Origin of the sequence: Bacillus sp. PS108, from assembly GCF_037963335.1 — a bacterium.
Taxonomy (GTDB): domain Bacteria; phylum Bacillota; class Bacilli; order Bacillales; family Bacillaceae; genus Bacillus; species Bacillus subtilis.
Map to the genome: position 1 here is coordinate 861630 of NZ_CP150155.1, position 23947 is coordinate 885576.

Here is a 23947-nt window from a genome sequence, read left to right on the forward strand (position 1 = left end):
CTACAATGGCAATGGATCAAAAAAAGGAGTGAGACGACGTGCTGCAAGCAGAAAACATCAAAAAGGCATATGGAAAAAAAACAATCGTGAAAGGTATTTCTTTTTCCCTCCAAAAGGGGGAGTCGTTCGGTCTGCTCGGGCCAAACGGTGCGGGGAAATCCACAACCATTTCGATGATTTCCGGCCTTGTCCCGCATGACAGCGGGAACATCACGGTGGGCGGCTATGTCATCGGAAAAGAAACGGCCAAAGCGAAACAAAAAATCGGCATTGTTCCGCAGGAAATTGCATTATATCCGACGCTGACGGCTCATGAGAATCTTATGTTTTGGGGGAAAATGTACGGACTTACGCACGGTGAGGCCAAAAAAAGATCGGCTGAGGTCCTTGAATATGTCGGTCTGACTGAGCGGGCTAAAGATAAGATTGAAACATTCTCCGGGGGGATGAAACGAAGAATCAACATCGGTGCGGCTTTAATGCATAAGCCCGAGTTGCTGATTATGGATGAACCGACTGTCGGTATTGACCCTCAATCGAGAAATCACATTTTAGAAACGGTCAAACAGCTCAACGAAACGGGCATGACGGTGATCTATACGAGTCATTACATGGAAGAGGTTGAGTTTTTATGCGATCGGATCGGAATTATTGATCAGGGGGAAATGATTGCGATTGGCACAAAAACTGATTTGTGCAGCCGCCTTGGGGGCGATACCATCATTCAGCTCACGGTCAGCGGGATCAATGAAGCGTTTCTTGTGGCGATCCGATCTCTGGCCCATGTGAATGATGTAACAGTACATGAATTAGAGCTCAAAATTGACATTTCTGCGGCTCATCATGAGAAAGTCGTCACCAGCCTGCTTGCTGAAGCTGCTGCTCATCATATAAACCTGCTGTCCCTTCAGGTGCAGGAACCGAATCTGGAGCGCCTGTTTCTGAATCTGACCGGCCGCACGTTGCGGGATTGAGGAGGGACGGCAATGAAAAAAAGCATATGGATCGCATGGAAAGATGTCAAAATCAGAATCACGGACAGAAAAGGGTTTATGATGCTTATCCTAATGCCGCTGATCCTAACGTGTATTTTAGGGGCGGCGCTCGGATCAGTTGTTGACGGAGGCAGCCGGATTGATGACATCAAAGTCGGCTACATTCAATCAGACCAGTCAGATGCAGCGAACATGTTTACAAAAGATGTTCTCAAAAAAATGAAGTCGATAAAGGCCACAAAAGCCGGCAGCGAAGACAAGATGAAGAAGCTGATTGATGAAAAGAAAATCGATGTAGGCATCGTCATCCCGAACCATTGGGAAGCCGGCAAAACCTCAGCTGTTGTTTATGCCGCACCTGATCAAACATTGAAAAGTTCCATCATCGAAACAGCTGCAAGCTCTTTTATAGAACAATATAAAGCGGTAAAGGAAGCCGCGTCAGCCTCAATGGACTACATCAGCAAAACGGAAGCTGTAAAGCAAGGAAAACTTGACCCTGCACAGTTTGCAGAAAAGCTGGCAAAGACGCTAGAAAAAGAAACAGGTGACAAGCTTACTATTGCGGAAAAATCTGTCGGCAGCAAAGCCGTTACCAGTTTTCAATACTATTCGGCGGCAATGCTTTGCATGTTTATGCTGTTTCATATCACAGTCGGGGCGAAATCGTTTTTACAGGAAAAGGATACGGAGACGCTTGCCAGAATGCTGATGACGCCTGCGCAAAAATCCGTCATTCTCTTCGGAAAATGGCTTGGGACGTATCTGTTTGCCATCATACAATTTTTCATATTTCTGATCGTCACAATCAATGTATTTGGTGTGGACTGGGGCGGTAATCTGCTGTTTGTGAGTGTACTCGGGCTTTCTTACGCCGCAGCTGTATCTGGTATTTCAATGCTGCTTGCGTCGTGCATCAGCGATATGAAATCTGCAGACTCGATAGGCGGCTTCGGCATTCAATTGCTTGCGGTTCTCGGCGGGTCCATGCTGCCGCTGTACCAATTTCCGGACGTCTTGCAGTCTGTATCCAAAGCGGTGCCAAATCGCTGGGCGCTTGACGGCTTTCTTTCTTTAATGGAAGGGGGAGGCTGGGCTGACCTTCAAAAGCCTGTGCTTCTTTTTGCGGCGATCGGCCTTTGTTCACTTGTAATTGGTATCAGACGGCTTCATACAAGATAAGGAGGTACAAAAGGTGAAAAAAATCATAGCCATTTGCGGCATTGAGCTTTCTCTCATTTTTAAGAAGCCACAGAACTATTTGATCATGTTTGCTGCCCCGCTTTTGCTTACCTTTGTATTTGGGAGTATGCTCGGCGGCAATGATGATAAGGTGCGGCTTGCAATCGTTGATCAGGACGATACGATTCTCTCACAGCATTATATTCGGCAGCTGAAGGCACACGATGATATGTATACATTCGAAAACGTGCCTGAAAACAAAGCGTCAGAAAAGCTGAAACAAAAGAAAATTGCCGGGATCATCGTCATTTCCCGCTCGTTCCAGACACAGCTGGAAAAAGGCAAACATCCTGAGCTGATTTTCCGTCACGGCCCTGAGCTGTCGGAAGCGCCGATGGTCAAACAATATGCAGAAAGCACATTGGCAACGCTCAATATTCAGGTGACCGCGGCAAAAACGGCATCGCAGACAGCGGGAGAGAACTGGAAGGCTGCGTATAAAACCGTTTTCGCCAAAAAACATGAAGATACAGTTCCGGCTGTAACACGGCAGACGCTCAGTGATAAAAAAGAGGGTGCGGAAGCAAGTGACACAGCCTCCAGAGCAGCAGGTTTTTCCATCCTGTTTGTCATGCTGACCATGATGGGAGCGGCTGGAACCATTTTAGAAGCAAGAAAAAACGGCGTATGGTCCAGATTGCTTACAGCCTCTGTCAGCCGAGCCGAAATCGGTGCTGGGTATGTGCTGTCCTTCTTTGTCATTGGCTGGATTCAATTTGGCATATTGCTTCTCGCAACCCATTGGCTGTTTGGCATCAACTGGGGGAATCCGGCTGCGGTTATGGTGTTGGTGTCGCTTTTTCTGCTGACCGTTGTCGGCATTGGATTGATGATTGCGGCCAATGTCAGAACGCCAGAACAGCAGCTTGCGTTCGGTAACTTGTTCATCATCGCAACATGTATGGTGAGCGGGATGTATTGGCCGATCGACATTGAACCGAAATTTATGCAATCCATCGCTGAATTTCTTCCGCAAAAGTGGGCGATGAGCGGGCTGACAGAGATTATCGCTAACGGTGCCCACGTCACAGATATTCTCGGAATCTGCGGCACTTTGCTTGCATTTGCTGCGATCACTTTCGCAGCGGGGCTTAAGGCGCTCCGAGCCTAAAAAACATCTGCCGTTTAGGCAGATGTTTTTTTGCATGTGGGTACATTCGTATGGGTGTAGCCTGAACTGCGGTTAATCCTTATCTATCATAGCTAAAATTGATTCCAGCCAAGAAACGTAATTTTTCTCCCGCTCCAGCGCTTTCGTTAGCACAAGATAGTGGCCGAAGTCCGGTGAAGAAAATGACATCGGCTCTGCTGAAGCCATAAGCTTTTCATAGCTTCCCTGTAAGTCAGAAAGCTTGGCCTGTCGTTTTTGCAGCTGGTCTTTGAACAAATCAGAAGCCTCCTGGCGCGATAGACAAGAAATGAAATAAGCCTTCAGCATAAATTCATCCTTCACCGTCTCGGGTATCGGCTGGTGGCGGATCAGCCAGTCATGCAGCTCCTGCTTTCCGCTGTCTGTCAGGGTGTACATCTTTTTCTCCAGCTTTGTGCCCTGAATCGTTGTCCGGAACGTGATAAATCCTTCATCCGTCAGCTTTTTGAGCTCAGGGTAAATCTGGCTGTGCTTGGCGCTCCAAAACTGGCCGAGCTCCTCTTTAAAATAACTCGTAATATCGTATCCACTCAATTCGCCTTTTCGCAAAAGCCCTAATATGGCGTATTTTAATACTCTCATGCTATCCTCCGTGTCTGGCTGTTTCGCAAAACAGATAAGCCGGTGCTCAACTGTGATTCTAACTGCCTATTTCCCTTATTATAGAAAAGGGAGGAAGGGAACACAACCGGGCTCTTTGGAAATGAAGATAAAAGGTTTGTCAGAAGGTATCCGATTTATCTCCGTCAATATAAAAGAGATTTAAATTTAATTTTCAGAAAAAATATTAACCATATTGATTTTTTATGTATAATAGGAAATTGGTGGTGTAAACATTTTAAGGGGGAATAAACGTGAAAAAAGTACTTATGGCATTCATTATTTGTTTATCGCTGATTCTATCTGTTTTAGCCGCTCCGCCGTCTGGCGCAAAAGCTGAATCAGTACATAATCCTGTCGTTTTTGTTCATGGAATAAGTGGTGCATCATACAACTTTTTCGCTATTAAAAACTACTTAATTTCTCAAGGCTGGCAAAGCAACAAACTGTATGCAATTGATTTTTATGATAAAACAGGAAATAACCTAAATAACGGCCCGCAGCTTGCTTCATATGTTGACCGTGTTTTAAAAGAGACGGGGGCAAAAAAAGTAGATATTGTGGCTCATAGTATGGGAGGCGCCAATACGCTGTACTATATTAAATATTTAGGCGGGGGCAATAAGATTCAAAATGTCGTAACGCTTGGCGGGGCTAATGGTTTAGTGTCATCAACGGCGCTGCCGGGTACAGATCCTAATCAAAAGATCCTCTATACATCTATTTACAGTCTCAATGATCAAATTGTCATCAATAGCTTGTCTCGGTTACAAGGAGCGCGAAACATCCAGCTTTATGGCATCGGTCATATTGGCTTGCTCTCTAATAGCCAAGTGAACGGCTATATCAAAGAAGGGCTGAATGGCGGAGGCCTCAATACAAATTAATATCTTCAAAAAACAACCTGCTGTCTCCGTTACAGTGGGTTTTTTCGTCTGAGAAAGCCATAGGGTCTTATGACCTTAGTCTATCATGCATACGTCAATTTATGACATCAGGCACTTTTTCAAATAGAGCGGACATGTTAAGGTACAACCATCGATTTCTATCAATTTGAAATAAAAGGAGCGCTGTTATGCAAATTAAAGAAATTTTTATGATCCGCTGCATTTCGTGCTTAAGTGTCGTCTTGCTCCATATCATTTCAATGGTCCTGATGCTTCAGGCAGAAGCTCTTGCAGATATTTCTCACACTGTTGATTCTTTCCGCACACTCCTGATGTTCAGCACGCCCGCTTTTATTTTCATCTCTGAATTTTTACTGGCCCGTTCTTATCCTGATGGGGTGCCTGACGGTTTTTTAAAGAAGCGGGGAAAAGTGATTTTTGTTCCTTTTCTATTTATCGCGGCCATCGATGCGCTGCTGATGACCAGTGCGATGGGGGGAGAGGTAACCTTTCTCGCGTTTGTGCAAAAATATCTGGCGAACGTATTCTTAGGAAACTTTATCGGATACTTCATTCTCGTCATCTTTCAATTTTACATGCTGCATATGATGTTTCATGAGTATTTGAAAAAAGCATCGCCGAAATGGGTGCTGTCTATCTCATTTGTGGTGACAGCCGCTTATTTAGGCTATTTCTCCGCAGCCAGCCCGGCTCCTGCTTCTGATGAGGGCGGGGCATTTCCGTTCTTCTGGGTTCCGTTCGCAGGCTGGCTTTTCTACTTTTGTCTAGCCTACTATTGCGGAAAAGAATACAAGCGTTTTTTAGCGTTGCTGAACCAATACCGCTGGGTGGTGTACGGCGCCGCAATTGCTTCTGGGGCGCTGGTTGTCACTGTTTCTTATGTGGGTGAAATCGGCATGATCAGCTCGAAGCGGCCTGATATCATGCTGTATTCAACAAGCATGATTTTTCTGTGTTTTCACTTGTTCTCCAAAATGAAGCATGTGCCGAAAATCATGATGTTTATCAGCAACTATTCCTTTTCGATTTATCTGCTTCATGCCTATTTTATGATTATAGGCTACGTGTTGCTTTTGAATATGCCCGAAATTCCTGCCGTACCAGCTGTTCTCCTGTTGTTTGCCGTGTGTACAGCCGGCCCGATTATGACTTCATGGGCGCTGAATAAGTTCAAATATGGGTATTTATTTGTGGGGAAAATTTATCAGCCAAAACAGAAGAAGGTAACAGTCGAAGTGCGTGATCACGCAGGGTGAAAAACAAGCGGCAGGGGGGGCTCCTGCCGCGTTTCTTTACTTCTTATCCGCTTGCAGAACTGTTTTTAAATATAGTTTTGCAGACTCAGCAAGTCCAGATACATCAGCTTTTTCTTCATCGAAATACAGGGCGTTTTGAATGATGCCGTCATTCATATTGAGGAAAAACTTGGCGATAGTCGCAAGAGGCTGAAGCGGCTGAAACTCTCCCTGATCGATCCCTTTTTGCAATAGCTTTGAAAATCTTTCCACAAAAAGATCATACCTTTTCTCCAAATACTGCCTACGTTCCTCATTCCGCCAAGCTGTCACTAAATATTCAAATTGCACCGGCGCCAGCGTATCTGCTACATCACGCAGGCCCTCAGTCAGTTCATCCAAATAGATTGAAATGGCGGACCAAACACTTTGGTGTTCAGCTGATTTATCAAGCTTTCGGAGTCCTTCATCCAGCCCTGTTTCAATAATGCGGCGAAACATCTCCTCAGTGCTTGAAAAATAAAGATAGACACCGCCCCGGCTGAAACCTGACTCTTCTACAACGTCCTTCATCGTCGTTAATTCGAATCCTTTACGTTTAAAAACCGTTTTGGCAGCCTCTAAAATCTTTGCCTGTCGTTTATCCTTGTGCTCCTTTGTTACTTTTGGTGACAAGATATCGCCTGCTTTCTGAAACTTTCTTACCTACAAGTGTAATCAACCCAATCAAGATCAGCAAGCAGCCACAGACAAGAAAAGCAAGTGAAACACCGATCCATTCCGCCAGCATGCCTCCGCCCGCCATGCCGAGGATGGAGGCGAGGGTTGTCGCGCTCTGAATGGCGCCAAACACCCTGCCGCTGTAATCAACCGGCACTGTTGTTTGCACGAGAATTTGAAATGGAATATGGACCAGACCAAAAGCCGCTCCCATGATGAAAAAAGCGAAAATAAAAAGAGCAATGCCGGCAATTCCCATTCCACTCAGAAATGGCACGCCTCCAGTTGCTAGTCCAAGCAGAAAGGTCCCAGCTGAGAAATAAAGAAAATAAGAGGTGATTCGCCGTCTGCCGGCAATTGCCGCCGTAAGGAGCATGCCGGCTCCGCTGACGGCCATGCACCAGCCTGCAAGCTCAGGCGGAGCGCCTGAAAAAGAACGGATAAGAATGATAGCCTGGGAATCACCAATCTGCAAAACAAAGAGAACGACGCAAGCTGTGAGTAAGCCTATTAAAAGAAGCGGCATCCGTTTCAAATACTGAAGGCCTTCTTTAATAGAAGCAAGTGCTGATGTTTTTTCTTGAGGTGTATTGGCTTTTTGTAAAAAAGCATCTTTGGGGAGGAAAAACAAAATGACAGCGGAAAGAAGAAAGGCGCCGGCGTTAATATAGAAAACAGAATGTATAGAGACAGCAGCGATCAGCATGCCGCCAAGGGCAGGGCCGAAGATTTTTGCACTGTTATCAATGATGCTGCTGGCGGAAACAGCCTGCTGAATGTGTGCTTCCGGAGCCAATTCCTTAAGCTTTCCGTTTTTAGCAGGTGAAAAAAGTGAAGAAAAACAGCTCTGAAGGCATAGCAATACGTAAAGCTGCCAAAGCTCACTGACATAAACGCAGCTGATAACGGTGAGGGCACGTCCGATTTCAGACAGAAACATGATCGTTTTTCTGTCAAAACGGTCGGCAAGCAGACCCGATACAGGTCCGAGTACAATGACAGGCAAAGCAAACGACATCATTAAAAGCGACATATCTAATGGAGAAGCATGAAGCTGAAAAGCGGCTAATGTTAGCACGGCCAAAATGTGAAGCCAGTCTCCAAGTGAAGAAATGGTTTGCGAGGCTAACAGTGTCATCAGTCCTTTTTGATTGCGAAACAACGGTTTTTCCATGATTCATCCTCCTGATTATTAAAATGACACTAGTGTCGTTTTTATTGTATGGGAAAAAGACACAATATACAATCTTTTTCTTGTAAAATAAAGGAGAAGAGTGAAAAGAAGGGGGAACATTCATGACATCAGTCAATCTAAGCTACCCAATAGGAGAATACAAGCCGAGGGAATCCATATCGAAGGAGCAAAAAGATAAATGGATTCAAGTACTTGAAGAAGTGCCGGCAAAATTGAAGCAAGCTGTAGAGGTCATGACGGACAGCCAGCTTGACACACCGTACCGGGACGGTGGATGGACCGTTCGGCAAGTTATTCATCATCTGGCTGACAGTCATATGAACAGCTATATTCGTTTTAAATTGAGCTTGACGGAAGAGACACCGGCTATCCGTCCGTATGATGAAAAAGCATGGTCGGAGCTAAAAGACTCGAAAACGGCAGATCCGAGCGGCTCACTTTCGCTTTTGCAGGAGCTACACGGAAGATGGACGGCTCTGCTCCGCACCCTGACGGATCAGCAATTTAAGCGCGGATTTTATCACCCTGATACAAAGGAGATCATTACCCTGGAGAACGCGCTCGGCCTGTATGTCTGGCACTCACATCACCGTATCGCTCATATTACGGAGCTTTCCAGACGGATGGGGTGGTCTTAACGCTTTTGCCGGCGGAAAGCCGGAATACTGATAGCAGCAATCACCAGAAGTGAGATCACAGCAGCCGCTGCATATAAATGATCATAGCCGCTGGCGACACTCGCATGAATGGCGTCGCTTATCGCGGTTTTGACTTCAGGAACGGGAATGCGTTCGATTTGTTCTTGTAAAGAAGAAACATCAGAACTGTCGATCTCCGGAATCATCTGCATCGCCTTTTCTGAATATCCGCTGTCCGATAAGCGGCTGTTGATCTCATCACCTATTTGGTCAAACCCGGCTGTGATAAAACCTGCATATAGAGTAGGCGCCAAGGTCAGTCCAATTTGCCTTACTAATGAAAGCGTGCCAAGAGCTGTACCCTTATTTGTTTTTGCCGCTTCTGATACAAGGACGTTCAGCGGAGCGCCTAACAGAAAGCCAAAACCGATCCCAGCTGCCACACTTGCGATCACAAACTCCCATTTTTCCGTCACCCAGAGCGGAAATAAAGCAAACCCCGCACATGAGATGATTCCCGAAAGAATAACGGTTTTTACAGGACCTTTTTTGTCGGTAAGCGCTCCGCCAAGCCAAGCGCCGATTCCGGAAGCCAACGCAAGCGGTGTCATCCAATAGCCTGCTTTTGCGGCAGGGACACCCAAATACTGCTCGACATATGACGGGATAAAAATGACTGCCGCCAAGAGCCCCCCGGATAACAAACCGATGATAAGCGTGCGCTGAAACATATGGTTTCGCAGCAGAGAATACGCCAAAATGGGATCGCCTCCTCGCATTTCAACTCTCTTTTCATACGAGATAAGCGCTGCAAAACAGAGCATGCCAAAAATAATACATCCATAAACCTCCGGATTCCCCAAGCTGTGTAAGAGATTTGCCCCGTCAAGGTTCGTCATGCCGTACATCACGGCTAAAATCGACAGGGATAGAAGGAAGATTCCGGCCGCGTCGAGGCGCTTAGCTTCAGGTGCTTTTGTTTCCGCGATAAAGTATGCGCCGAAAACAACCAATAGCACGGCAATCGGCAAATTAATCAAAAATAGCCAATGCCAAGACCCGGTCCAATCAAGCAGAAAGCTTCCGATATTTGGCCCGAGCACAGCGGCCATCCCGTTCATTGCGCCAAGCAGCCCAAGCGCCTTCCCCTGTTTTTCCTTTGGGAGGGTCGCGAGAATGTGAGAGCTGCCGATGATGAAAATCCCGCCGCCTCCAAGCGCCTGAATCAGCCGCGATATCAGAAAGAGCGGGAAGCTTTGGCTCAAAGCAACAAGCAAAGAACCAAGTCCGAACAGGCAAACCTCAATGAGAAAGAGTTTTTTTCTGCCGTAGCGGTCGGAAAGCTTTCCGACGATTGGCACACTGACGCTAAGACCGAGCGTATAAAGAGTAATGCCCCATGATCCCCAGGAAGGAGAAACGGCAAACGACTCGTTTATCGTTGTTAAAGCAGCTGAAATAATTCCGTTATCTAGCGCAGCCATAAATACACCAATCGTAAACAGGCTGATCGCCCACTTTTGGCCTTTCTGCTCTGTTAATGCTTCAGGCATATTCATCAACCCCTTTTTTATTCACTAGAAGTATATTATTCATTTTAAATGAACTAAATGTCAAATAAAAAAAGCCTGCTCCCGCAGTTTGCGGATGACAGACTTACAGATTTATTCTTTTTTCGCTTTTTCTAATGCTCTTGAAAGGATAGACAGCCCTTCGGAAACAGCCTGCTTTTCTTCAGGGGACAGCAGCTCTAATGAACGCTTCAATTTCAGGTGGCCTTTTTCATACAAACCCCGGAAAATCTTTTTCGCATTCTCTGTCAACTGAACAACTACAGAGCGGCGGTCCTCTTCAGAATGTGAGCGTTTGACAAATCCTGATTTTTCAAGCCGGTCAAGCAGCCCAGTTGTATTGGACAGAGAAGCCCCCATTTTTTCAGCAATGTCGCTCACTTTCAATGTTCCATGGTTGTTTAATAGCATCAGCACTTTCATTTGCGGCATGCTCATATCCAGCTTCATCCACTCGGACACATCACCGAGCCCGGCGGACGTTAAGACTTTCATATAGAGCACCCATATTTCCCGTTCCTCCGATGAAAGAATGTTTTCGTTTAATACTGTTGTATCGTGTAAATTATATTCCATTTCATCACTTCCTCATCATTCACTCCTCTTACCATATTACTCGATTTTCACTCCTGAAAGAAAGTGAGCAGAAACCGCATGCGGGACTTTGTCCGAAAAATAACGGTAGTGTATAATGAGTTGGAGATTATTGGGGGAGAGGATCGAACTAGAATATGATTGGAGAGACCATTGCTGATTAAAAAGAATGCTTTATCAATATTAAAAATCGTTTTTCCTATTGCTGTTTTGCTATTTGTTATTTATCAATCGAAAAAAGAACTGACAAATCTGTCATTCAAACGTACGCTCATGGTCATCAACGGACTGGAACGAACGGACTTATTCATGCTTGTGTTGATCGGCTTGCTGGCTGTTGCGGCCATGTCGCTGTATGATTACGTCCTGAAATACTCACTGCGCCTATCGATCACAAACGGAAAAGTATTCAGGGTTTCCTGGATCGCCAATTCATTTAATAATGTGCTGGGCTTCGGCGGTTTAGCCGGCGTCGGGTTAAGAATGATGTTATATAAGGAGCATACGAAAGACCATAAGGCACTCGTGAAAGGAATCGCCTGGCTCACATCATCTATGCTGCTCGGATTATCTGTTTTCAGCATTTTCGTCGCTGCGAGAGTGCTGCCAGTTGATGAAGTGATTCATGAAAAGCCTTGGCTATGGGCGGTCGTTATCGGTTTTGCGCTGATATTGCCGCTGTCTTTGGCGGTGTCCAAAATAAAAGACCGCAAAGCTGGGGATGAAAAGAATGCGGATAAAGTGAAAAATCCGATTTTCGCATATATTGGAGCTTCAGTTGTTGAATGGCTCATGGCCGGGATCGTCATCTATTTTGCTTTGTTCGCTATGGGCATTCATGCAGATATCAGGTATGTGTTCGGGGTGTTCGTCATTGCGGCGATCGGAGGAATGATCAGCCTCGTGCCGGGCGGCTTCGGCTCGTTTGACCTTTTATTTTTGCTGGGGATGGAGCAGCTTGGCTATCATCAAGAGGCCATCGTTACTTCTATTGTGTTGTACAGGCTCGCCTACTCATTTATCCCATTTATCTTGGGACTGTTCTTTGCCGCCGGCGACCTGACGGAAAATACAATGAAGCGGCTCGAAACGAACCCGCGCATCGCACCGGCAATTGAGACGACAAACGTTCTGCTTGTTGTTCAGCGTGCGGTATTAGTGAGAATTTTGCAAGGCTCGCTTTCCCTTATTGTGTTCGTAGCAGGTCTGATTGTCCTGGCCTCAGTTTCCTTGCCGATTGACCGGCTGACGGTTATACCGCACATTCCGCGCCCGGCGCTTTTGCTGTTCAACGGCCTGTCCTTAAGCTCAGCGCTCATTCTGCTGATTTTGCCGATCGAGCTTTATAAACGGACAAAACGTTCCTATACGATGGCCATTACAGCGCTTGTCGGCGGCTTTGTGTTCAGCTTTTTAAAAGGGCTTAACATCAGCGCGATATTTGTACTGCCGATGATTATCGTATTGCTTGTGCTATTGAAAAAACAATTTGTCCGCGAACAGGCATCCTATACACTGGGACAATTGATATTCGCTGTGGCGCTGTTTACTGTGGCGCTCTTTAACTACAATCTGATCGCGGGCTTTATTTGGGACCGGATGAAGAAGGTGCTGCGTCACGAGTATTTCGTCCACAGCACCTCGCATATTACACATGCAACCATCATGGCGATCATTATTGTGCCGCTGTTCTTCTTTATATTTACAGTGGTCTATCATAAGAGAACGAAACCGATCGGAGAGCAAGCTGACCCTGAGCGTCTTGCTGCGTTTCTTAATGAAAAAGGCGGCAACGCGCTGAGCCATCTTGGTTTTCTTGGAGATAAGCGGTTTTATTTTTCTAGTGATGGGAATGCACTGCTTCTGTTTGGGAAAATCGCCAGAAGGCTGGTCGTGCTCGGCGATCCGTCTGGCCAAAGAGAATCATTCCCGCTCGTGCTGGAAGAATTTCTGAACGAAGCGCATCAGAAGGGATTCAGTGTTTTGTTCTACCAAATTGAACGAGAGGACATGGCGCTGTATCACGATTTTGGCTACAACTTCTTTAAATTGGGCGAGGAAGCATATGTAGATTTAAATACATTTACCTTGACTGGGAAGAAAAAAGCCGGCCTTCGGGCAATCAATAACCGCTTTGAGCGGGAGGAGTATACTTTCCATGTGGATCATCCCCCATTTTCTGATGCGTTTTTGGAGGAGCTGAAGCAAATCTCAGACGAATGGCTCGGCTCGAAAAAGGAGAAGGGATTCTCGCTCGGATTTTTTGATCCTTCCTATTTACAGAAAGCGCCGATCGCCTATATGAAAAATGCAGAAGGAGAGATCGTTGCATTCGCAAATGTCATGCCGATGTACCAGGAAGGAGAGATATCGGTCGATCTGATGCGCTATCGCGGCGACGCTCCAAATGGCATTATGGACGCATTGTTTATCCGCATGTTTTTATGGGCAAAGGAAGAGGGCTGCACGTCATTTAATATGGGAATGGCACCCTTGGCCAATGTCGGCACTGCCTTTACATCCTTCTGGTCCGAAAGGTTTGCCGCTGTCATTTTTAATAATGTCAGATACATGTACAGCTTCAGCGGCCTAAGAGCCTTTAAAGAAAAATACAAACCGGAGTGGCGAGGGAAATACTTAGCGTATCGGAAAAACAGATCTCTTTCTGTCACCATGTTCCTCGTTACACGTCTGATTGGCAAAAGCAAAAAAGACTCCGTCTAATAAGACGGAGTCTTTTTTTATTTCGTTTTTAAAAAGTAGGTTTCAATATCATCAAGCAGGTAGTTTGCGGCTTTAATTCCGCCTGCGGTTGTCCATACGACGTCATCGACTTCATGTGCATTACCTGACTTCACGGCCTTCAGGTTTTTCCATAGTGAACTGCTTGTCCACTGATTGGCCCATTTTTCATTTTCCTTTGCATTATCGGCTTTATAAGTGAAATAAAACAGCACATCAGCATCCATATCAGGAATAGATTCTTTACTGTCAGTTGAGAATGTAAATTGGTCCTTTTGTTTCTTAAACAGCTCCACTTGTTTTTCAGGGCGTTTGAAGCCAAGCTGGTCTAAAATAATCCCTGAGAATGAATCGGTATAATAGATTCTTGATTCACCGGATAAAAAGCGTACGACTGAAACTGTTTTGTTTGTCTGGTCGCCCAGCTTGTTTTTTAAATCAGAAACACGTTTATCAAAATCGGCAATGACTTCCTTGCCTTTGTCCGCCTTATTCACCGCGTTGGCGTATAGAGTCAGGTTATCCTTCCAGTTCCCGGCCAAAGATTCAGCAAAAACAGTCGGCGCAATCGCATTTAACTGATCATAAATTTTTTCCTGGCGCACTTTGTTTCCAATAATCAAATCAGGCTTTAATTCTGCAATGGCTTCCACATTCGGTTCCGTTTCAAGACCGACGTTTTTAACACCTTTCATGTCATCTTTCAGATAGTCATACCACGGGTCGCCCTTCCATGACTTTACGGCTCCGACCGGCTTAATGCCAAGCGCTAAGAGCGCCTCTGTTCCTTCATTAGTTAAAACAACAATCCGTTTTGGATTGGCGGGGATGTTGTCTGATGTCCCCATTGCATGTTTGACCGTTCTTGTTTTGCTGCTTGACCCCTCGCTGTTGCTTGAACTTTCTGAACTATTACAGGCAGAAAGTACCATAAAGGCCATTAAAAATACGAATAGCATGCTGATATGCTTTTTCATCTTTTTCCTCCCAATATTGAAATTCATTATCATTTAGATCATAATAAGCAGTGTTAAGAGTGTCAATCCCTAATTGAGGATTATTCTCAAAAACAAACATTACATAGTAAATAACTAGGAGAATTAGATCATGATCTGCAAAAAGGCATCTTCAAAATGGATTGTGTTAGTATGTCTGATTTTCATTTTACTGGCGGCTGTCTGCGCAAGCGTCGTGTATGGCTATACAGGTACGTCATGGAGACAGGTCTATCAGGCGTTTACTTCCTTCAACGGAACAAATGAGCATGTCATCATCAAGGATGTCAGGCTTCCGCGCGCTTTGGTTGCGACAGTCGTCGGCGCCTCGCTTGCAGCCGCGGGCGCTCTCATGCAGGCGCTCACAAAAAATCCGCTTGCGTCACCGGGGATTTTCGGGATTAACGCCGGTGCAGGTTTTTTTATTGTTGCCGGATCGTTTTTTCTGCATATTCAGTCACCTCAGGCATTAGTATGGAGCTCGTTTCTGGGGGCAGCATTTACCGCCGCGATCGTCTATGCAGCAGGCTCGCTTGGGAGGGAAGGGCTGACGCCAATCAAACTGACGCTGGCGGGAGCTGCCATGGCAGCCATGTTTTCTTCTCTGACACAGGGCTTGCTGTCTGTCAACGAACTCGAGCTTGCCCAGGTGCTTTTTTGGCTGACTGGCTCTGTGCAGGGCCGGAGTCTGGAGCTGTTGATGACGATGTTTCCATATGCAGCGGCAGCGCTTGTAATCTGCTTCTTTCTCGGCCAAAAAATTAATCTCCTCGTTATGGGAGAAGATGTGGCAAAAGGACTCGGCCAAAAAACAGGCCTGTTAAAATTTGTGATGGCGCTTTGTGTTGTCATGCTTGCAGGGTCCGCTGTCGCCATTGCCGGGCCGATTTCTTTTATCGGCATCATTATTCCGCATTTTGCCCGCTTTGTCGTTGGTAATGATTATCGCTGGGTTCTGCCATTTTCCGCTGTTTTGGGTGCCATTTTGCTTGTTTGTGCGGATATCGGTGCGCGATATATCATTATGCCTCAGGAAGTTCCTGTCGGGGTCATGACCGCCATCATCGGAATGCCTGTGTTTGTGTACATCGCAAGAAGGGGGGCGAAGCTATGAAACTTCGTTTTGGCGTTACTGCGGCTGAAAAGAAAGCATGGATCGTATTTTTGGTTTTACTGGGGTTAACAGCTGCTGTACTCATCATAAGCGCTGGTCTCGGACAAAGGTTTATTCCTCCCTGGGATGTAGCAAAAACATTCTTTGGTGCAGGTTCCAAGCTGGATGAACTGATGATCATGTCGTTCCGCATGCCAAGAATTTTGACGGCTTTATGCGCCGGTGTCTGCTTGGCAGCGGCAGGCGCGATATTGCAGGGGCTCGTCAGAAACCCTCTCGCATCTCCGGATATTATCGGAATAACAGGAGGAGCGGCGGTAGCGGTCGTGCTTTTAATGATGTTCTTCTCAGACCGCAGCAGTTCACTTACGATCAGTCTGTCATGGCTTCCGGCAGCTGCATTTATCGGCGCATCGGCTGTCGGGCTCATCGTCTATTTACTGGCATACAAAAATGGCGCCTCCACATTTCGGCTGGTGCTTATCGGAATCGGATTTTCAATGTCGGCGCAGGCGATGACTACTCTGCTAATGATCAAAGGCCCGATTTACCGGGCATCACAAGCCAATGTGTATATCACTGGGTCAGTTTATGGGTCAAACTGGCAGCATGTAAAAATAGCTATTATCTTATCTGTCATTCTCTTATTCATTTGTTTTGTCGCGCTAAAAAATATGAATATACAGGTGCTGGGTGAAGATATTGCGGCGGGTGCAGGAAGCGCTGTGCAGCGAAATCGTTTTTTCTTGCTCCTTTTGAGTACGGCTCTTACGGGTTGTGCAGTTTCAGTTGCCGGCACAATCGGTTTTGTCGGGCTGATGGCGCCCCATATTGCAAGACGGCTTGTCGGCTCATCTTATGGCGCGCTGCTCCCAGCGTCGGCACTTATTGGAGCTCTGCTCGTTTTAACAGCTGATATCGTCGGCAGAACCTTATTTGCTCCGGTGGAAGTGCCGGCCGGCGTCTTTACAGCGGCTATCGGCGCACCTTATTTTATTTATTTGCTCTATAAAACAAGAAATTCTTAATCGTTACACCCATTTTCTTAAAAAAGAAAATGGGTTTTTTTGATAATGACTGAAGATTCGTAATTATTTTTGCTATACTGACAGAGACATTGATAAAGAAAGGGCGGCAGATGAATGAAAGAAGCAGAGGTATTAAAATATGAAGCATTTACAAGCAGTCCCGGCAAAGGAAACCCCGCAGGCGTCGTTTTGCAGGGAGACGATTATACGGAAGACGAGATGCAGATCATAGCTGAGCGTGCCGGGTATTCAGAAACCTCCTTTATCCGAAAAAGCGAGTCGGCCGATCTTGAACTCCGTTACTTTACACCTGGACACGAAATGAATTTGTGCGGTCATGCGACAGTTGCTTCTCTTTACGCATTATGTGAGAAAGGAATGCTGGAGAGCGGTAAAACGTACAGCATCCAAACGAAAGCGGGTATCCTGCCTGTGAAGATTTCTGAAAAAGATGGCCGTATTCATATCACGCTTGAACAGGCCTCTCCGCAATTCAAACCATTTACAGGCGATCGGAAAAAACTTGCGGACGCACTGGGTATCACCGAAGAGGATTTTCATGAAGACCTTCCGATTGTGTTTGGCAGCACTGGCATATGGACAGCCATCGTTCCGCTTAAATCATTGGAGGCTTCCAAAAAATTGGTGCCAGATAACAAACAATTTCCGGCAGTGTTAATTGATCTGCCAAAAGCTTCAGTCCATCCGTTTACCTTTGAAACCGTTCATCCCGATAGCGACCTGCACGGACGCCACTTTTCATCCCCGTATTCGGGAACGATTGAAGACCCCGTGACCGGCACAGCATCCGGCGTGATGGGGGCTTATATGAAACATTATGGCAATGCCGAGCAGCATAAATTTATCATTGAACAAGGGCAGGAAATTGGAAAAGACGGAAAAGTGGAGATCGAAATGAACGAAGCCGGCGGCCATGTGAAAGTGAACATGACAGGAACAGCCGTTTACTCAGAAACCCGTATTCTTAAAATCTAATACGGATGATGGTTTACAAAAAGATGCACTTTCCGTTATCATTATGAAATGATAATCATTTTCAATTGCATAGGAAGGTGAGACGGTATGCCTCAAACCGAACAAATACATCAGCATTCAGTACTGCGGGACATCATACGCAGCAGAAGATCGATTCGAAAGTTTAAACAAGAGCCAGTACCTTCAGCAGTCATTCTTGACATGCTTGAAACGGCAAAATATGCGCCAAATCACAGAGTGACAGAGCCATGGAGATTTATTTACGTTTCCAGTGAGACAGGTAAAGCGAACCTCATCAATACATTTGCAGCGTTCTCTAAGAAATCCAAGCCGGATATGACAGAGGAAAAGCTTCAAAATTTCAAAAACACACTTGGGCGCGTTCCAGGATTTCTCCTCGTCGTGTTTCAGGAAGATGAAAACGAAAGAGCGCGGGACGACGATTTTGCGGCAACAAGCTCGTTAATTCAAAATCTTCAGCTTCTTGCTTGGGAAAAAGGAATCGGCATGGTTTGGAAAAGCGGAAAAATCCTTTATGACAAAGAAGTCCATCAGGCCTTTGGTTTGCAGGATAATGAGCGTTTCGCCGCCATCATACAAACAGGTTATCCTGACGAGGCGCCGGAAGTGAAAAAACGCACACCGATCCGCGACCGGTTTACTGAAATGTAAAAAGCCCCTTGTCTCAAACGGAGACAAGGGGTTTTTCATTAACGAGATTTCTTTTTCGCTCTGTTGTCGGCTGCTTTCGCACGCTCTTGCGCTTCGCGGTCATCTGCATCAGCAAGCTCGGTTGAATATTCTTCGTAAACGCCGTCAGTTTCCCTTTTTAATGCATCGGGAACTTGTGGAAGCTTTTGTTTGTTTTTATCACGGTTTTTGTGGATATGATTTCTGCCCATATCAAATTCCCCCTAAAAAGTGATATCAAACAAATATAGTATTTGGTTTTAAGGGGCTATGTATTCCTACTTCCGCTTAGCAGCTTTTTCCGCTTTTTTAAATTCGCCTGAATAAAGAACTTCCTGCATTTTTTTCAGGTTGGCGCCTTGCTGGTGCTTCTCCCTCTTTTTTTCCATAAAAAGGACCTCCTTCAACCATGTTATTCTTAAGGTTGACGCTTCCTGCTGTTTTTATACAGTCTTTCGGTCCGCTATCAGCTGTGAGAGTGCAAATTCAAGATCCGAATATGTAAAACGAAATCCAGAGGTTATCGCTTTTTTCGGAAGAGCGCGCTGTCCTTTCACAATCAAAAGACTCATTTCACCCAATGCTTTTGATAAAAAGAATTCCGGGACGGGGAGCCAGTGCGGGCGGTGCTTCACCCGTGCAATCGTTTTTCCGAATTGCTTCATGTCCACAGGATTGGGCGCGGTGACATTCATTGGGCCTGAGATGCCGGCGTTTTCCACCGCATATCGGATCATCTGGGCCGCATCCTCGACATGAATCCATGACAGCCACTGCCTTCCCGTTCCGATCGTTCCGCCGGCCAGAAACTTATAGGGGAGAACCATAAGCGGTAAAGCGCCTTTTTCTCCAAGCATCACGCCAAATCTCGCATAAACTGTCCGGATGCCCATCGCTTCAATATGCTGTCCTTCCTTTTCCCACAGGTGTGCAGTATGGCTGAGAAAATCCTCATCTGACGTTGCAGAATCCTCTGTGAAAGTTTTCTCAAGGCTTGTGCCGTAAATGCCCACGGCACTGGCTTGGATCAATGTCTTCGGCTTCTCCTTCTGTTTCTGAATAAGCCGCTGCACTTCACGCGTCGCATTGATACGGCTGGAGAGAATGTGCTGCTTTGTTTTATTTGTCCAGCGGCCAAAAATCGATTTTCCCGCAAGGTTTATCCAGACATCAATATGAGGAAGTTCCTGCTCCGGGGCGGCTCCTTCCGTCAGCCATTGGACATATGTCATATTTTTTTGTTCAGTTTCCCTTGCGTTTCTTGATAAAATATAAACATGGTGTCCCTGGCGGGTAAGAACGCCTGTCAGATGCTGGCCGAGAAAACCGGTTCCGCCCGTCATTGCGATATTCATGAACATCTCTCCTCATCGTTCTAATAAATATACTTTACCTCATTGTAATAAAAGAAAACGCGTTTCAGGCCTGAGAAGGGAGATTAAGATGCCGTTTATTACAAAAATATCAACGCAAAAAAAGAATACGGAACGCTTCAATATTTTTCTGGATGATAAATACGCCTTCAGTGTGGACGCGGATGTGCTCGTGAAATTTGAGCTCAAGAAGGGAAAAGAACTCGATGATCTTGACATCATTGAGATTCAATACGGCGATGAAGTGAAGAAAGGCTTCAACCGTGCGCTTGACTTTTTATCCTATCGAATGCGGTCGACGAAAGAGGTCGAGGACCACTTAAAGAAAAAAGAAACCTCGCCCCCCGTCATTGCGGAAGTCATCCATAGGCTTAACGATTACAAGTACTTAAACGACCAGGAATTTGCCGCAGCCTATGTCAGCACTCACAAAAAAACAAACGGAAAAGGCCCTGATGTTTTGTTCAGAGAGCTAAGAGCGAAGGGAATTGATGACGATACAATTAAGGAGGCGCTAAGTTCCTTTTCCTTTGAAGATCAGACAAGAGAAGCGGTCAAGCATGTTGAAAAGCTTCTCAAAAAAGATAAAAAGCTTTCGACGAAAGAATTCAAACAGCGCGCCCAGCTGCAGCTTCAGCGCAAGGGCTTCTCATTTGATGTTATCAGCGCGGCGATGGATCAGATTGAATATGAAAATGATGAAGACACAGAGAAAGAAGCGCTGCGCCTTCACGCGGAAAAAGCGTTTAGAAAATACCGCTATGACGGCTCATATGAAAGCGCCATGAAGGTCAAACAATTTTTATTCCGCAAAGGATTCTCACTCGATTTAATCGAGCAATTACTGCAGGAAGAGGAGTACTGAAATGGAGAAACGATACAGTCAAATGACACCTCACGAACTCAATACCGAAATCGCATTACTTTCTGAAAAAGCAAGAAAAGCCGAACAGCATGGAATCATAAACGAACTGGCAGTGCTCGAACGGAAAATTACGATGGCAAAAGCATATTTACTGAACCCGGAAGATTACTCACCGGGAGAAACATATCGTGTGGAAAACACTGAGGACGAGTTTACCATCAGTTATTTAAATGGCGTTTTCGCATGGGGATACAGGACCTCTTCCCCTCAACAAGAGGAAGCGCTGCCAATCTCAGTATTGCAAGAAAAAGAATAAAGCGTAACAGGAGGCTGATGATCAGCCTCTTTTTGTTTGCAGCACATTTACACGAATTCTTAAAGAAAAAATCATTGAATTCACTTGAAAAATCTTTTAAGATGAAACTCGTTGTTTTTTAAAATCAAAGGAGGCGATGACGTTGAGTATCAAAAACCCATCTGTAAAATTTATTATATTTGTTCTTATGATTTGTACATTTTCAATCGGCTATACAGAATACGCGGTGATGGGTATTTTGACGTCGATTGCCAATGACTTTCATATACAGGTTTCATCCGCAGGGCTTCTTGTCACGGCTTATGCGGCAAGCGTTTGTTTGACAGGACCGCTCGTCACCATCATTTCCGTCAAGCTTCCGAGAAAGCCTGTGCTTCTTGGGCTTATGGCGATATTTATCCTTTCAAACCTGATGAGCGCACTGGCGCCGAATTTTGCGGTATTGGCCATTTCAAGAATTTTATCTGCGTCCATTCATGGCGCTTTCTTCGCGATTGCCATGGTATTCGCAAGTGAAATGGTTCCGCCGGAAAAGCGTGCTGCAGCTGCTGCTTCAATGAACGGCGGACTGACAGTGGCTCTAATGCTTGGTGTTCCATTCGGCTCTTATCTCGGAGATGTCCTGAATTGGAGAGCGGTGTTTTCCATCATTACGGCACTTGGTGTCATCGGATTTTTAGGCCTTATGGCTGCCGTACCGAACAGAAAACCAAAAGTGATCCCAATGCTTATGAATGAGTGGGGGGTTTTTAAACACAAACAAGTGCTGTTTTCCTTCGCGATTACCATTTTAGGCTATTCCGGTGTCTTTATCGCCTACACCTTTATCGAACCCATTTTAAGGCATTCAGCCGGATTCAGCACGGTTGGCATTACAGGTGCTCTCTTTGCGTATGGATTGGGAGGCGTTGCCGGGAATTTCTTTGCTGGAAAAGTACCGCTGCCTTTGCTGACTCGGACGATGATCGGCGTAATGATCGGTTTAATCGGTGTTCTGGCTGTATTTCCTTACATCGCCATTTACCCGGCTGCAGCCATTTTGGCAACGTTCCTATTCGGGGCATGCGCATTCGGCACGCCGCCTCTTTTGCAAACAAAGGTCATTTCATCATCTGAGGGCGGCACGACCATTGCCGCAGCTGTCAGCGTATCAGCATTTAACCTTGCCAATGCCCTTGGTGCATGGATCGGCGGAATGATTTTAAACGGAACAGGCTCTTATTCCTGGCTGTTTGCAGGCGGTGCGCTTATGACCGCATGCGGACTTGTGCTTTCTACCTTCGCACACTTATCAGAAAAGAAGAGCGTCTACGAATATCAAGTCAATAAAGGGTAAAAACAGCTGCAGTGTATGCAGCTGTTCTTCTTTACCGTTTGCCTGAGGCTCTCATTCTTTCTTGAGGATGCTGATTGATAGATCCGTCAGCACGCTTTGAAGCATAGTCGTCCTTTGCTCTCGGTTCACCCTGAAATTTGTTTTCGTTTTCGTAAGGAAATCCTTTTTCTTTATTTCGGACCATGTCATATCCCCCTAGGTTCGAGATCAAAAAGTTGCGTCTTTCCAGATGAAGACGTAAGGTTAGTATATGGAGAACACCACGTAATAAAGCGTTATTTTTTTCCTGAAGAAAGGAGACTGCACACATGAATATGTACATTGAGAAACTGACTAATCTGCTTCTGGAAAAGAACGAGATGATCAGCTATATACAGGCAAAAACGTGGGTGGAATTGTTATGGAGCGATTTCGAAGCAACCTATGCAAAAGCCGGACACGCCTATCAAGGTGAAAAAATGACTGAAAAAATCGTCACACAATGGATTGAAAACTATGGCGGCCAGCTCCACCTTTTTCAAAGCTCCCGTAACGACGTGAATGATTACTTAAATCAAAGCAGAGGCCTTTTGCACTAAAAACCTGCCGTTAACGACCGGCAGGTTTTTTCATTTTCTTAAAATTACCTTAACAGGAAGAAATCATAAACAAAACATGTTTCACCAGCCTGTCAATCAGGGAATACCACTAATATCTTGTCAAAATGCGAGGAGGAGCTTTATATGAAAAAGAAACAAGTAATGCTCGCTTTAACAGCTGCCGCAGGACTGGGTTTGACAGCACTTCATTCCGCTCCCGCAGCAAAAGCTGCGCCCCTTCACGACATATCTGTCAGCATGCCATCATCCGATTCTTACATCATAAAAGCAGGAAAGCTGAATGTCCGGACTGAGCCAAATCATAAAGGTGACATTCTCGGCACTGTATCATCAGAACAAAAGGTAAAAGTCGATAGGTTCATAAATGCCGATTGGGCTCAAATTCATTTCAAAGGAAAAAAAGCGTATATTTCAACTCACTTTTTAATGAAAACCGCAAGCCAAGCGAAAACAACGAAACAGACAGCCTTCTATACACCGACGCCCGAAAACGGAAAAGCTAAGCAGCTCTCATCTGGAACAGAGGTGACAATACTCGGGTGGGGATTTAGTGAAAACGGAGGATTTGACTTCACTTGGGCGTTCGTGGATTATGGCGGTGTAATAGGCTATATTCACACAAAGGATTTACAAATGCGATAAAAAGGCAGGCCGAGGCTTGTCTTTTTGCCTATGCATGAAACATTTCTTCTTTCTGCACGTAACAATGAGAAAGGAGATGAGGATATGACGGGTTTAGTCGGCGGAGGGCTTATGATCATTGCGGGCATACTGATCAAACTGTTTCCTCCCAAATCGATCAACAGTGTGTATGGATACAGAACGAGACGCTCAATGTCAGATCAAAGATTATGGAATGAAGCGAACCGTTACAGTGCATCATTAATGATCCTGTCAGGCTTGGTGATTGCGGGAATGGGTTTGCTGCTGGGATCAAACTTGATTATTCTTCAGCTTATCCTGCTGATTGCCGCCTGTGTCATAACATTTATGCTAACGGAGAAAAGGCTGAAAATCATGACGCACAGTCAAGGAGGAGATTGAA

27 protein-coding genes are annotated in these 23947 nt (G+C 45.6%); 17 read left to right on the forward strand and 10 right to left on the reverse strand.

From position 1 onward, the window contains the following. The first annotated feature begins 38 nt into the window (after positions 1 to 38). The 3 genes from lnrL to lnrN are packed head-to-tail and all read left to right on the forward strand — an operon-like array spanning position 39 to position 3348. Positions 39 to 974, forward strand: a complete 936-nt coding sequence (gene lnrL, locus NSQ16_RS04365) for a linearmycin resistance ATP-binding protein LnrL (RefSeq protein ID WP_327837947.1) — start codon at positions 39 to 41, stop codon at positions 972 to 974. Positions 975 to 986: 12 nt separating this feature from the next. Further along, on the forward strand, positions 987 to 2177 hold the full coding sequence (gene lnrM / locus NSQ16_RS04370; protein WP_230488076.1) for a linearmycin resistance permease LnrM: 1191 nt from the start codon (positions 987 to 989) through the stop codon (positions 2175 to 2177). 13 nt (positions 2178 to 2190) lie between these two features. Next, positions 2191 to 3348 carry a linearmycin resistance permease LnrN gene (gene lnrN, locus NSQ16_RS04375; RefSeq protein ID WP_230488077.1) on the forward strand — a complete coding sequence of 386 codons (1158 nt, stop codon included), beginning with the start codon at positions 2191 to 2193 and terminating at the stop codon, positions 3346 to 3348. A 72-nt stretch (positions 3349 to 3420) separates the two neighbouring features. On the opposite strand, the gene padR is transcribed toward lnrN, so the two are convergent. Then, a complete protein-coding gene (gene padR, locus NSQ16_RS04380; protein WP_003233588.1) occupies positions 3421 to 3969 on the reverse strand; it encodes a transcriptional regulator PadR in 549 nt (182 codons plus the stop codon). 272 nt (positions 3970 to 4241) lie between these two features. On the opposite strand from padR, the gene estB reads away from it, so the two are divergent. Together estB and NSQ16_RS04390 are read left to right on the forward strand one after the other, a co-directional pair. Further along, positions 4242 to 4874, forward strand: a complete 633-nt coding sequence (gene estB, locus NSQ16_RS04385) for an esterase EstB (protein WP_230488078.1) — start codon at positions 4242 to 4244, stop codon at positions 4872 to 4874. A 188-nt stretch (positions 4875 to 5062) separates the two neighbouring features. Next, positions 5063 to 6151 carry an acyltransferase family protein gene (locus NSQ16_RS04390; protein ID WP_144483443.1) on the forward strand — a complete coding sequence of 363 codons (1089 nt, stop codon included), beginning with the start codon at positions 5063 to 5065 and terminating at the stop codon, positions 6149 to 6151. A 36-nt stretch (positions 6152 to 6187) separates the two neighbouring features. Here NSQ16_RS04390 and NSQ16_RS04395 read toward each other — a convergent pair whose 3' ends face one another. Continuing rightward, on the reverse strand, positions 6188 to 6805 hold the full coding sequence (locus NSQ16_RS04395) for a TetR/AcrR family transcriptional regulator (protein ID WP_230488079.1): 618 nt from the start codon (positions 6803 to 6805) through the stop codon (positions 6188 to 6190). Beyond that, positions 6771 to 8024, reverse strand: a complete 1254-nt coding sequence (locus NSQ16_RS04400) for an MFS transporter (protein WP_014479207.1) — start codon at positions 8022 to 8024, stop codon at positions 6771 to 6773. The genes NSQ16_RS04395 and NSQ16_RS04400 overlap by 35 nt, the downstream gene beginning before the upstream one ends. 122 nt (positions 8025 to 8146) lie before the next feature. Between NSQ16_RS04400 and bstA the strand changes: the two genes are divergently transcribed. Then, a complete protein-coding gene (gene bstA / locus NSQ16_RS04405; RefSeq protein ID WP_230488080.1) occupies positions 8147 to 8683 on the forward strand; it encodes a bacillithiol transferase BstA in 537 nt (178 codons plus the stop codon). Here the strand turns inward: bstA and NSQ16_RS04410 are convergent. Next, positions 8680 to 10236: an MFS transporter gene (locus NSQ16_RS04410; RefSeq protein ID WP_230488081.1), complete on the reverse strand. Its 1557-nt coding sequence runs from the start codon at positions 10234 to 10236 to the stop codon at positions 8680 to 8682. The two genes, bstA and NSQ16_RS04410, sit on opposite strands and share 4 nt — an antisense overlap. A 111-nt stretch (positions 10237 to 10347) precedes the next feature. Beyond that, complete coding sequence (locus NSQ16_RS04415; RefSeq protein WP_003233577.1) at positions 10348 to 10830, reverse strand: MarR family transcriptional regulator; 483 nt, start codon at positions 10828 to 10830, stop codon at positions 10348 to 10350. Positions 10831 to 11001: 171 nt separating this feature from the next. On the opposite strand from NSQ16_RS04415, the gene mprF reads away from it, so the two are divergent. After that, positions 11002 to 13572, forward strand: a complete 2571-nt coding sequence (gene mprF, locus NSQ16_RS04420) for a bifunctional lysylphosphatidylglycerol flippase/synthetase MprF (protein ID WP_230488082.1) — start codon at positions 11002 to 11004, stop codon at positions 13570 to 13572. A gap of 17 nt (positions 13573 to 13589) precedes the next feature. Here the strand turns inward: mprF and NSQ16_RS04425 are convergent, their stop codons facing one another. Continuing rightward, complete coding sequence (locus tag NSQ16_RS04425; protein ID WP_014479212.1) at positions 13590 to 14567, reverse strand: iron-siderophore ABC transporter substrate-binding protein; 978 nt, start codon at positions 14565 to 14567, stop codon at positions 13590 to 13592. Positions 14568 to 14697: 130 nt separating this feature from the next. On the opposite strand from NSQ16_RS04425, the gene NSQ16_RS04430 reads away from it, so the two are divergent. From NSQ16_RS04430 to NSQ16_RS04445, 4 genes are all read left to right on the forward strand, one after another. Further along, positions 14698 to 15699, forward strand: coding sequence for an iron ABC transporter permease (locus tag NSQ16_RS04430; protein WP_230488083.1), 1002 nt, complete (start codon positions 14698 to 14700; stop codon positions 15697 to 15699). Next, positions 15696 to 16727: an iron ABC transporter permease gene (locus NSQ16_RS04435; RefSeq protein ID WP_003243057.1), complete on the forward strand. Its 1032-nt coding sequence runs from the start codon at positions 15696 to 15698 to the stop codon at positions 16725 to 16727. The genes NSQ16_RS04430 and NSQ16_RS04435 overlap by 4 nt, the downstream gene beginning before the upstream one ends. A 114-nt stretch (positions 16728 to 16841) precedes the next feature. Beyond that, complete coding sequence (locus tag NSQ16_RS04440) at positions 16842 to 17723, forward strand: PhzF family phenazine biosynthesis isomerase (RefSeq protein ID WP_144530880.1); 882 nt, start codon at positions 16842 to 16844, stop codon at positions 17721 to 17723. Positions 17724 to 17810: 87 nt separating this feature from the next. Beyond that, complete coding sequence (locus tag NSQ16_RS04445; RefSeq protein WP_003243940.1) at positions 17811 to 18395, forward strand: nitroreductase; 585 nt, start codon at positions 17811 to 17813, stop codon at positions 18393 to 18395. Between the two features lie 38 nt (positions 18396 to 18433). Here NSQ16_RS04445 and NSQ16_RS04450 read toward each other — a convergent pair whose 3' ends face one another. The 3 genes from NSQ16_RS04450 to NSQ16_RS04460 all read right to left on the reverse strand — a co-directional run bounded on the left by NSQ16_RS04450 (position 18434) and on the right by NSQ16_RS04460 (position 19768). Then, the gene (locus tag NSQ16_RS04450; protein WP_003233561.1) at positions 18434 to 18625 is read right to left on the reverse strand and encodes a YfhD family protein; all 192 of its coding nucleotides are present in this window, start codon (positions 18623 to 18625) and stop codon (positions 18434 to 18436) included. Positions 18626 to 18691: 66 nt separating this feature from the next. Further along, on the reverse strand, positions 18692 to 18802 hold the full coding sequence (locus NSQ16_RS04455) for a YfhE family protein (RefSeq protein WP_003223230.1): 111 nt from the start codon (positions 18800 to 18802) through the stop codon (positions 18692 to 18694). 54 nt (positions 18803 to 18856) lie between these two features. After that, positions 18857 to 19768, reverse strand: a complete 912-nt coding sequence (locus NSQ16_RS04460) for a TIGR01777 family oxidoreductase (protein ID WP_021481167.1) — start codon at positions 19766 to 19768, stop codon at positions 18857 to 18859. Between the two features lie 88 nt (positions 19769 to 19856). Between NSQ16_RS04460 and recX the strand changes: the two genes are divergently transcribed. From recX to NSQ16_RS04475, 3 genes are all read left to right on the forward strand, one after another. Then, on the forward strand, positions 19857 to 20651 hold the full coding sequence (gene recX, locus NSQ16_RS04465) for a recombination regulator RecX (RefSeq protein ID WP_029726844.1): 795 nt from the start codon (positions 19857 to 19859) through the stop codon (positions 20649 to 20651). Position 20652: 1 nt separating this feature from the next. Then, the gene (locus NSQ16_RS04470; protein WP_003244592.1) at positions 20653 to 20967 is read left to right on the forward strand and encodes a YfhH family protein; all 315 of its coding nucleotides are present in this window, start codon (positions 20653 to 20655) and stop codon (positions 20965 to 20967) included. A 142-nt stretch (positions 20968 to 21109) separates the two neighbouring features. Continuing rightward, on the forward strand, positions 21110 to 22303 hold the full coding sequence (locus NSQ16_RS04475) for an MFS transporter (protein ID WP_021481165.1): 1194 nt from the start codon (positions 21110 to 21112) through the stop codon (positions 22301 to 22303). Positions 22304 to 22334: 31 nt separating this feature from the next. Here the strand turns inward: NSQ16_RS04475 and NSQ16_RS04480 are convergent, their stop codons facing one another. Then, positions 22335 to 22487 carry a small, acid-soluble spore protein K gene (locus NSQ16_RS04480; protein ID WP_003223241.1) on the reverse strand — a complete coding sequence of 51 codons (153 nt, stop codon included), beginning with the start codon at positions 22485 to 22487 and terminating at the stop codon, positions 22335 to 22337. A gap of 124 nt (positions 22488 to 22611) precedes the next feature. On the opposite strand from NSQ16_RS04480, the gene NSQ16_RS04485 reads away from it, so the two are divergent. From NSQ16_RS04485 to spdL, 3 genes are all read left to right on the forward strand, one after another. Then, entirely contained in the window at positions 22612 to 22881 is a 270-nt protein-coding gene (locus NSQ16_RS04485) for a YfhJ family protein (protein WP_003243789.1), read from the forward strand. A gap of 144 nt (positions 22882 to 23025) precedes the next feature. Further along, on the forward strand, positions 23026 to 23544 hold the full coding sequence (locus NSQ16_RS04490; protein WP_085187167.1) for an SH3 domain-containing protein: 519 nt from the start codon (positions 23026 to 23028) through the stop codon (positions 23542 to 23544). An 84-nt stretch (positions 23545 to 23628) separates the two neighbouring features. Then, a complete protein-coding gene (gene spdL, locus NSQ16_RS04495) occupies positions 23629 to 23946 on the forward strand; it encodes an SdpC immunity protein SpdL (protein WP_021481164.1) in 318 nt (105 codons plus the stop codon). The last annotated feature ends 1 nt before the right edge of the window (position 23947 follow it).

Bases quoted from the DNA above. Each gene is read 5' to 3' on its own strand.
- lnrM (WP_230488076.1), top strand. From the start codon at position 987: ATGAAAAAAAGCATATGGATCGCATGGAAAGATGTCAAAATCAGAATC.
- padR (WP_003233588.1), bottom strand. From the start codon at position 3,969: ATGAGAGTATTAAAATACGCCATATTAGGGCTTTTGCGAAAAGGCGAA.
- NSQ16_RS04390 (WP_144483443.1), top strand. From the start codon at position 5,063: ATGCAAATTAAAGAAATTTTTATGATCCGCTGCATTTCGTGCTTAAGT.
- NSQ16_RS04400 (WP_014479207.1), bottom strand. From the start codon at position 8,024: ATGGAAAAACCGTTGTTTCGCAATCAAAAAGGACTGATGACACTGTTA.
- bstA (WP_230488080.1), top strand. From the start codon at position 8,147: ATGACATCAGTCAATCTAAGCTACCCAATAGGAGAATACAAGCCGAGG.
- NSQ16_RS04410 (WP_230488081.1), bottom strand. From the start codon at position 10,236: ATGCCTGAAGCATTAACAGAGCAGAAAGGCCAAAAGTGGGCGATCAGC.
- NSQ16_RS04415 (WP_003233577.1), bottom strand. From the start codon at position 10,830: ATGGAATATAATTTACACGATACAACAGTATTAAACGAAAACATTCTT.
- NSQ16_RS04425 (WP_014479212.1), bottom strand. From the start codon at position 14,567: ATGAAAAAGCATATCAGCATGCTATTCGTATTTTTAATGGCCTTTATG.
- NSQ16_RS04430 (WP_230488083.1), top strand. From the start codon at position 14,698: ATGATCTGCAAAAAGGCATCTTCAAAATGGATTGTGTTAGTATGTCTG.
- NSQ16_RS04435 (WP_003243057.1), top strand. From the start codon at position 15,696: ATGAAACTTCGTTTTGGCGTTACTGCGGCTGAAAAGAAAGCATGGATC.
- NSQ16_RS04440 (WP_144530880.1), top strand. From the start codon at position 16,842: ATGAAAGAAGCAGAGGTATTAAAATATGAAGCATTTACAAGCAGTCCC.
- NSQ16_RS04445 (WP_003243940.1), top strand. From the start codon at position 17,811: ATGCCTCAAACCGAACAAATACATCAGCATTCAGTACTGCGGGACATC.
- NSQ16_RS04450 (WP_003233561.1), bottom strand. From the start codon at position 18,625: ATGGGCAGAAATCATATCCACAAAAACCGTGATAAAAACAAACAAAAG.
- NSQ16_RS04455 (WP_003223230.1), bottom strand. From the start codon at position 18,802: ATGGAAAAAAAGAGGGAGAAGCACCAGCAAGGCGCCAACCTGAAAAAA.
- NSQ16_RS04460 (WP_021481167.1), bottom strand. From the start codon at position 19,768: ATGAATATCGCAATGACGGGCGGAACCGGTTTTCTCGGCCAGCATCTG.
- recX (WP_029726844.1), top strand. From the start codon at position 19,857: ATGCCGTTTATTACAAAAATATCAACGCAAAAAAAGAATACGGAACGC.
- NSQ16_RS04470 (WP_003244592.1), top strand. From the start codon at position 20,653: ATGGAGAAACGATACAGTCAAATGACACCTCACGAACTCAATACCGAA.
- NSQ16_RS04480 (WP_003223241.1), bottom strand. From the start codon at position 22,487: ATGGTCCGAAATAAAGAAAAAGGATTTCCTTACGAAAACGAAAACAAA.
- NSQ16_RS04485 (WP_003243789.1), top strand. From the start codon at position 22,612: ATGAATATGTACATTGAGAAACTGACTAATCTGCTTCTGGAAAAGAAC.
- NSQ16_RS04490 (WP_085187167.1), top strand. From the start codon at position 23,026: ATGAAAAAGAAACAAGTAATGCTCGCTTTAACAGCTGCCGCAGGACTG.
- spdL (WP_021481164.1), top strand. From the start codon at position 23,629: ATGACGGGTTTAGTCGGCGGAGGGCTTATGATCATTGCGGGCATACTG.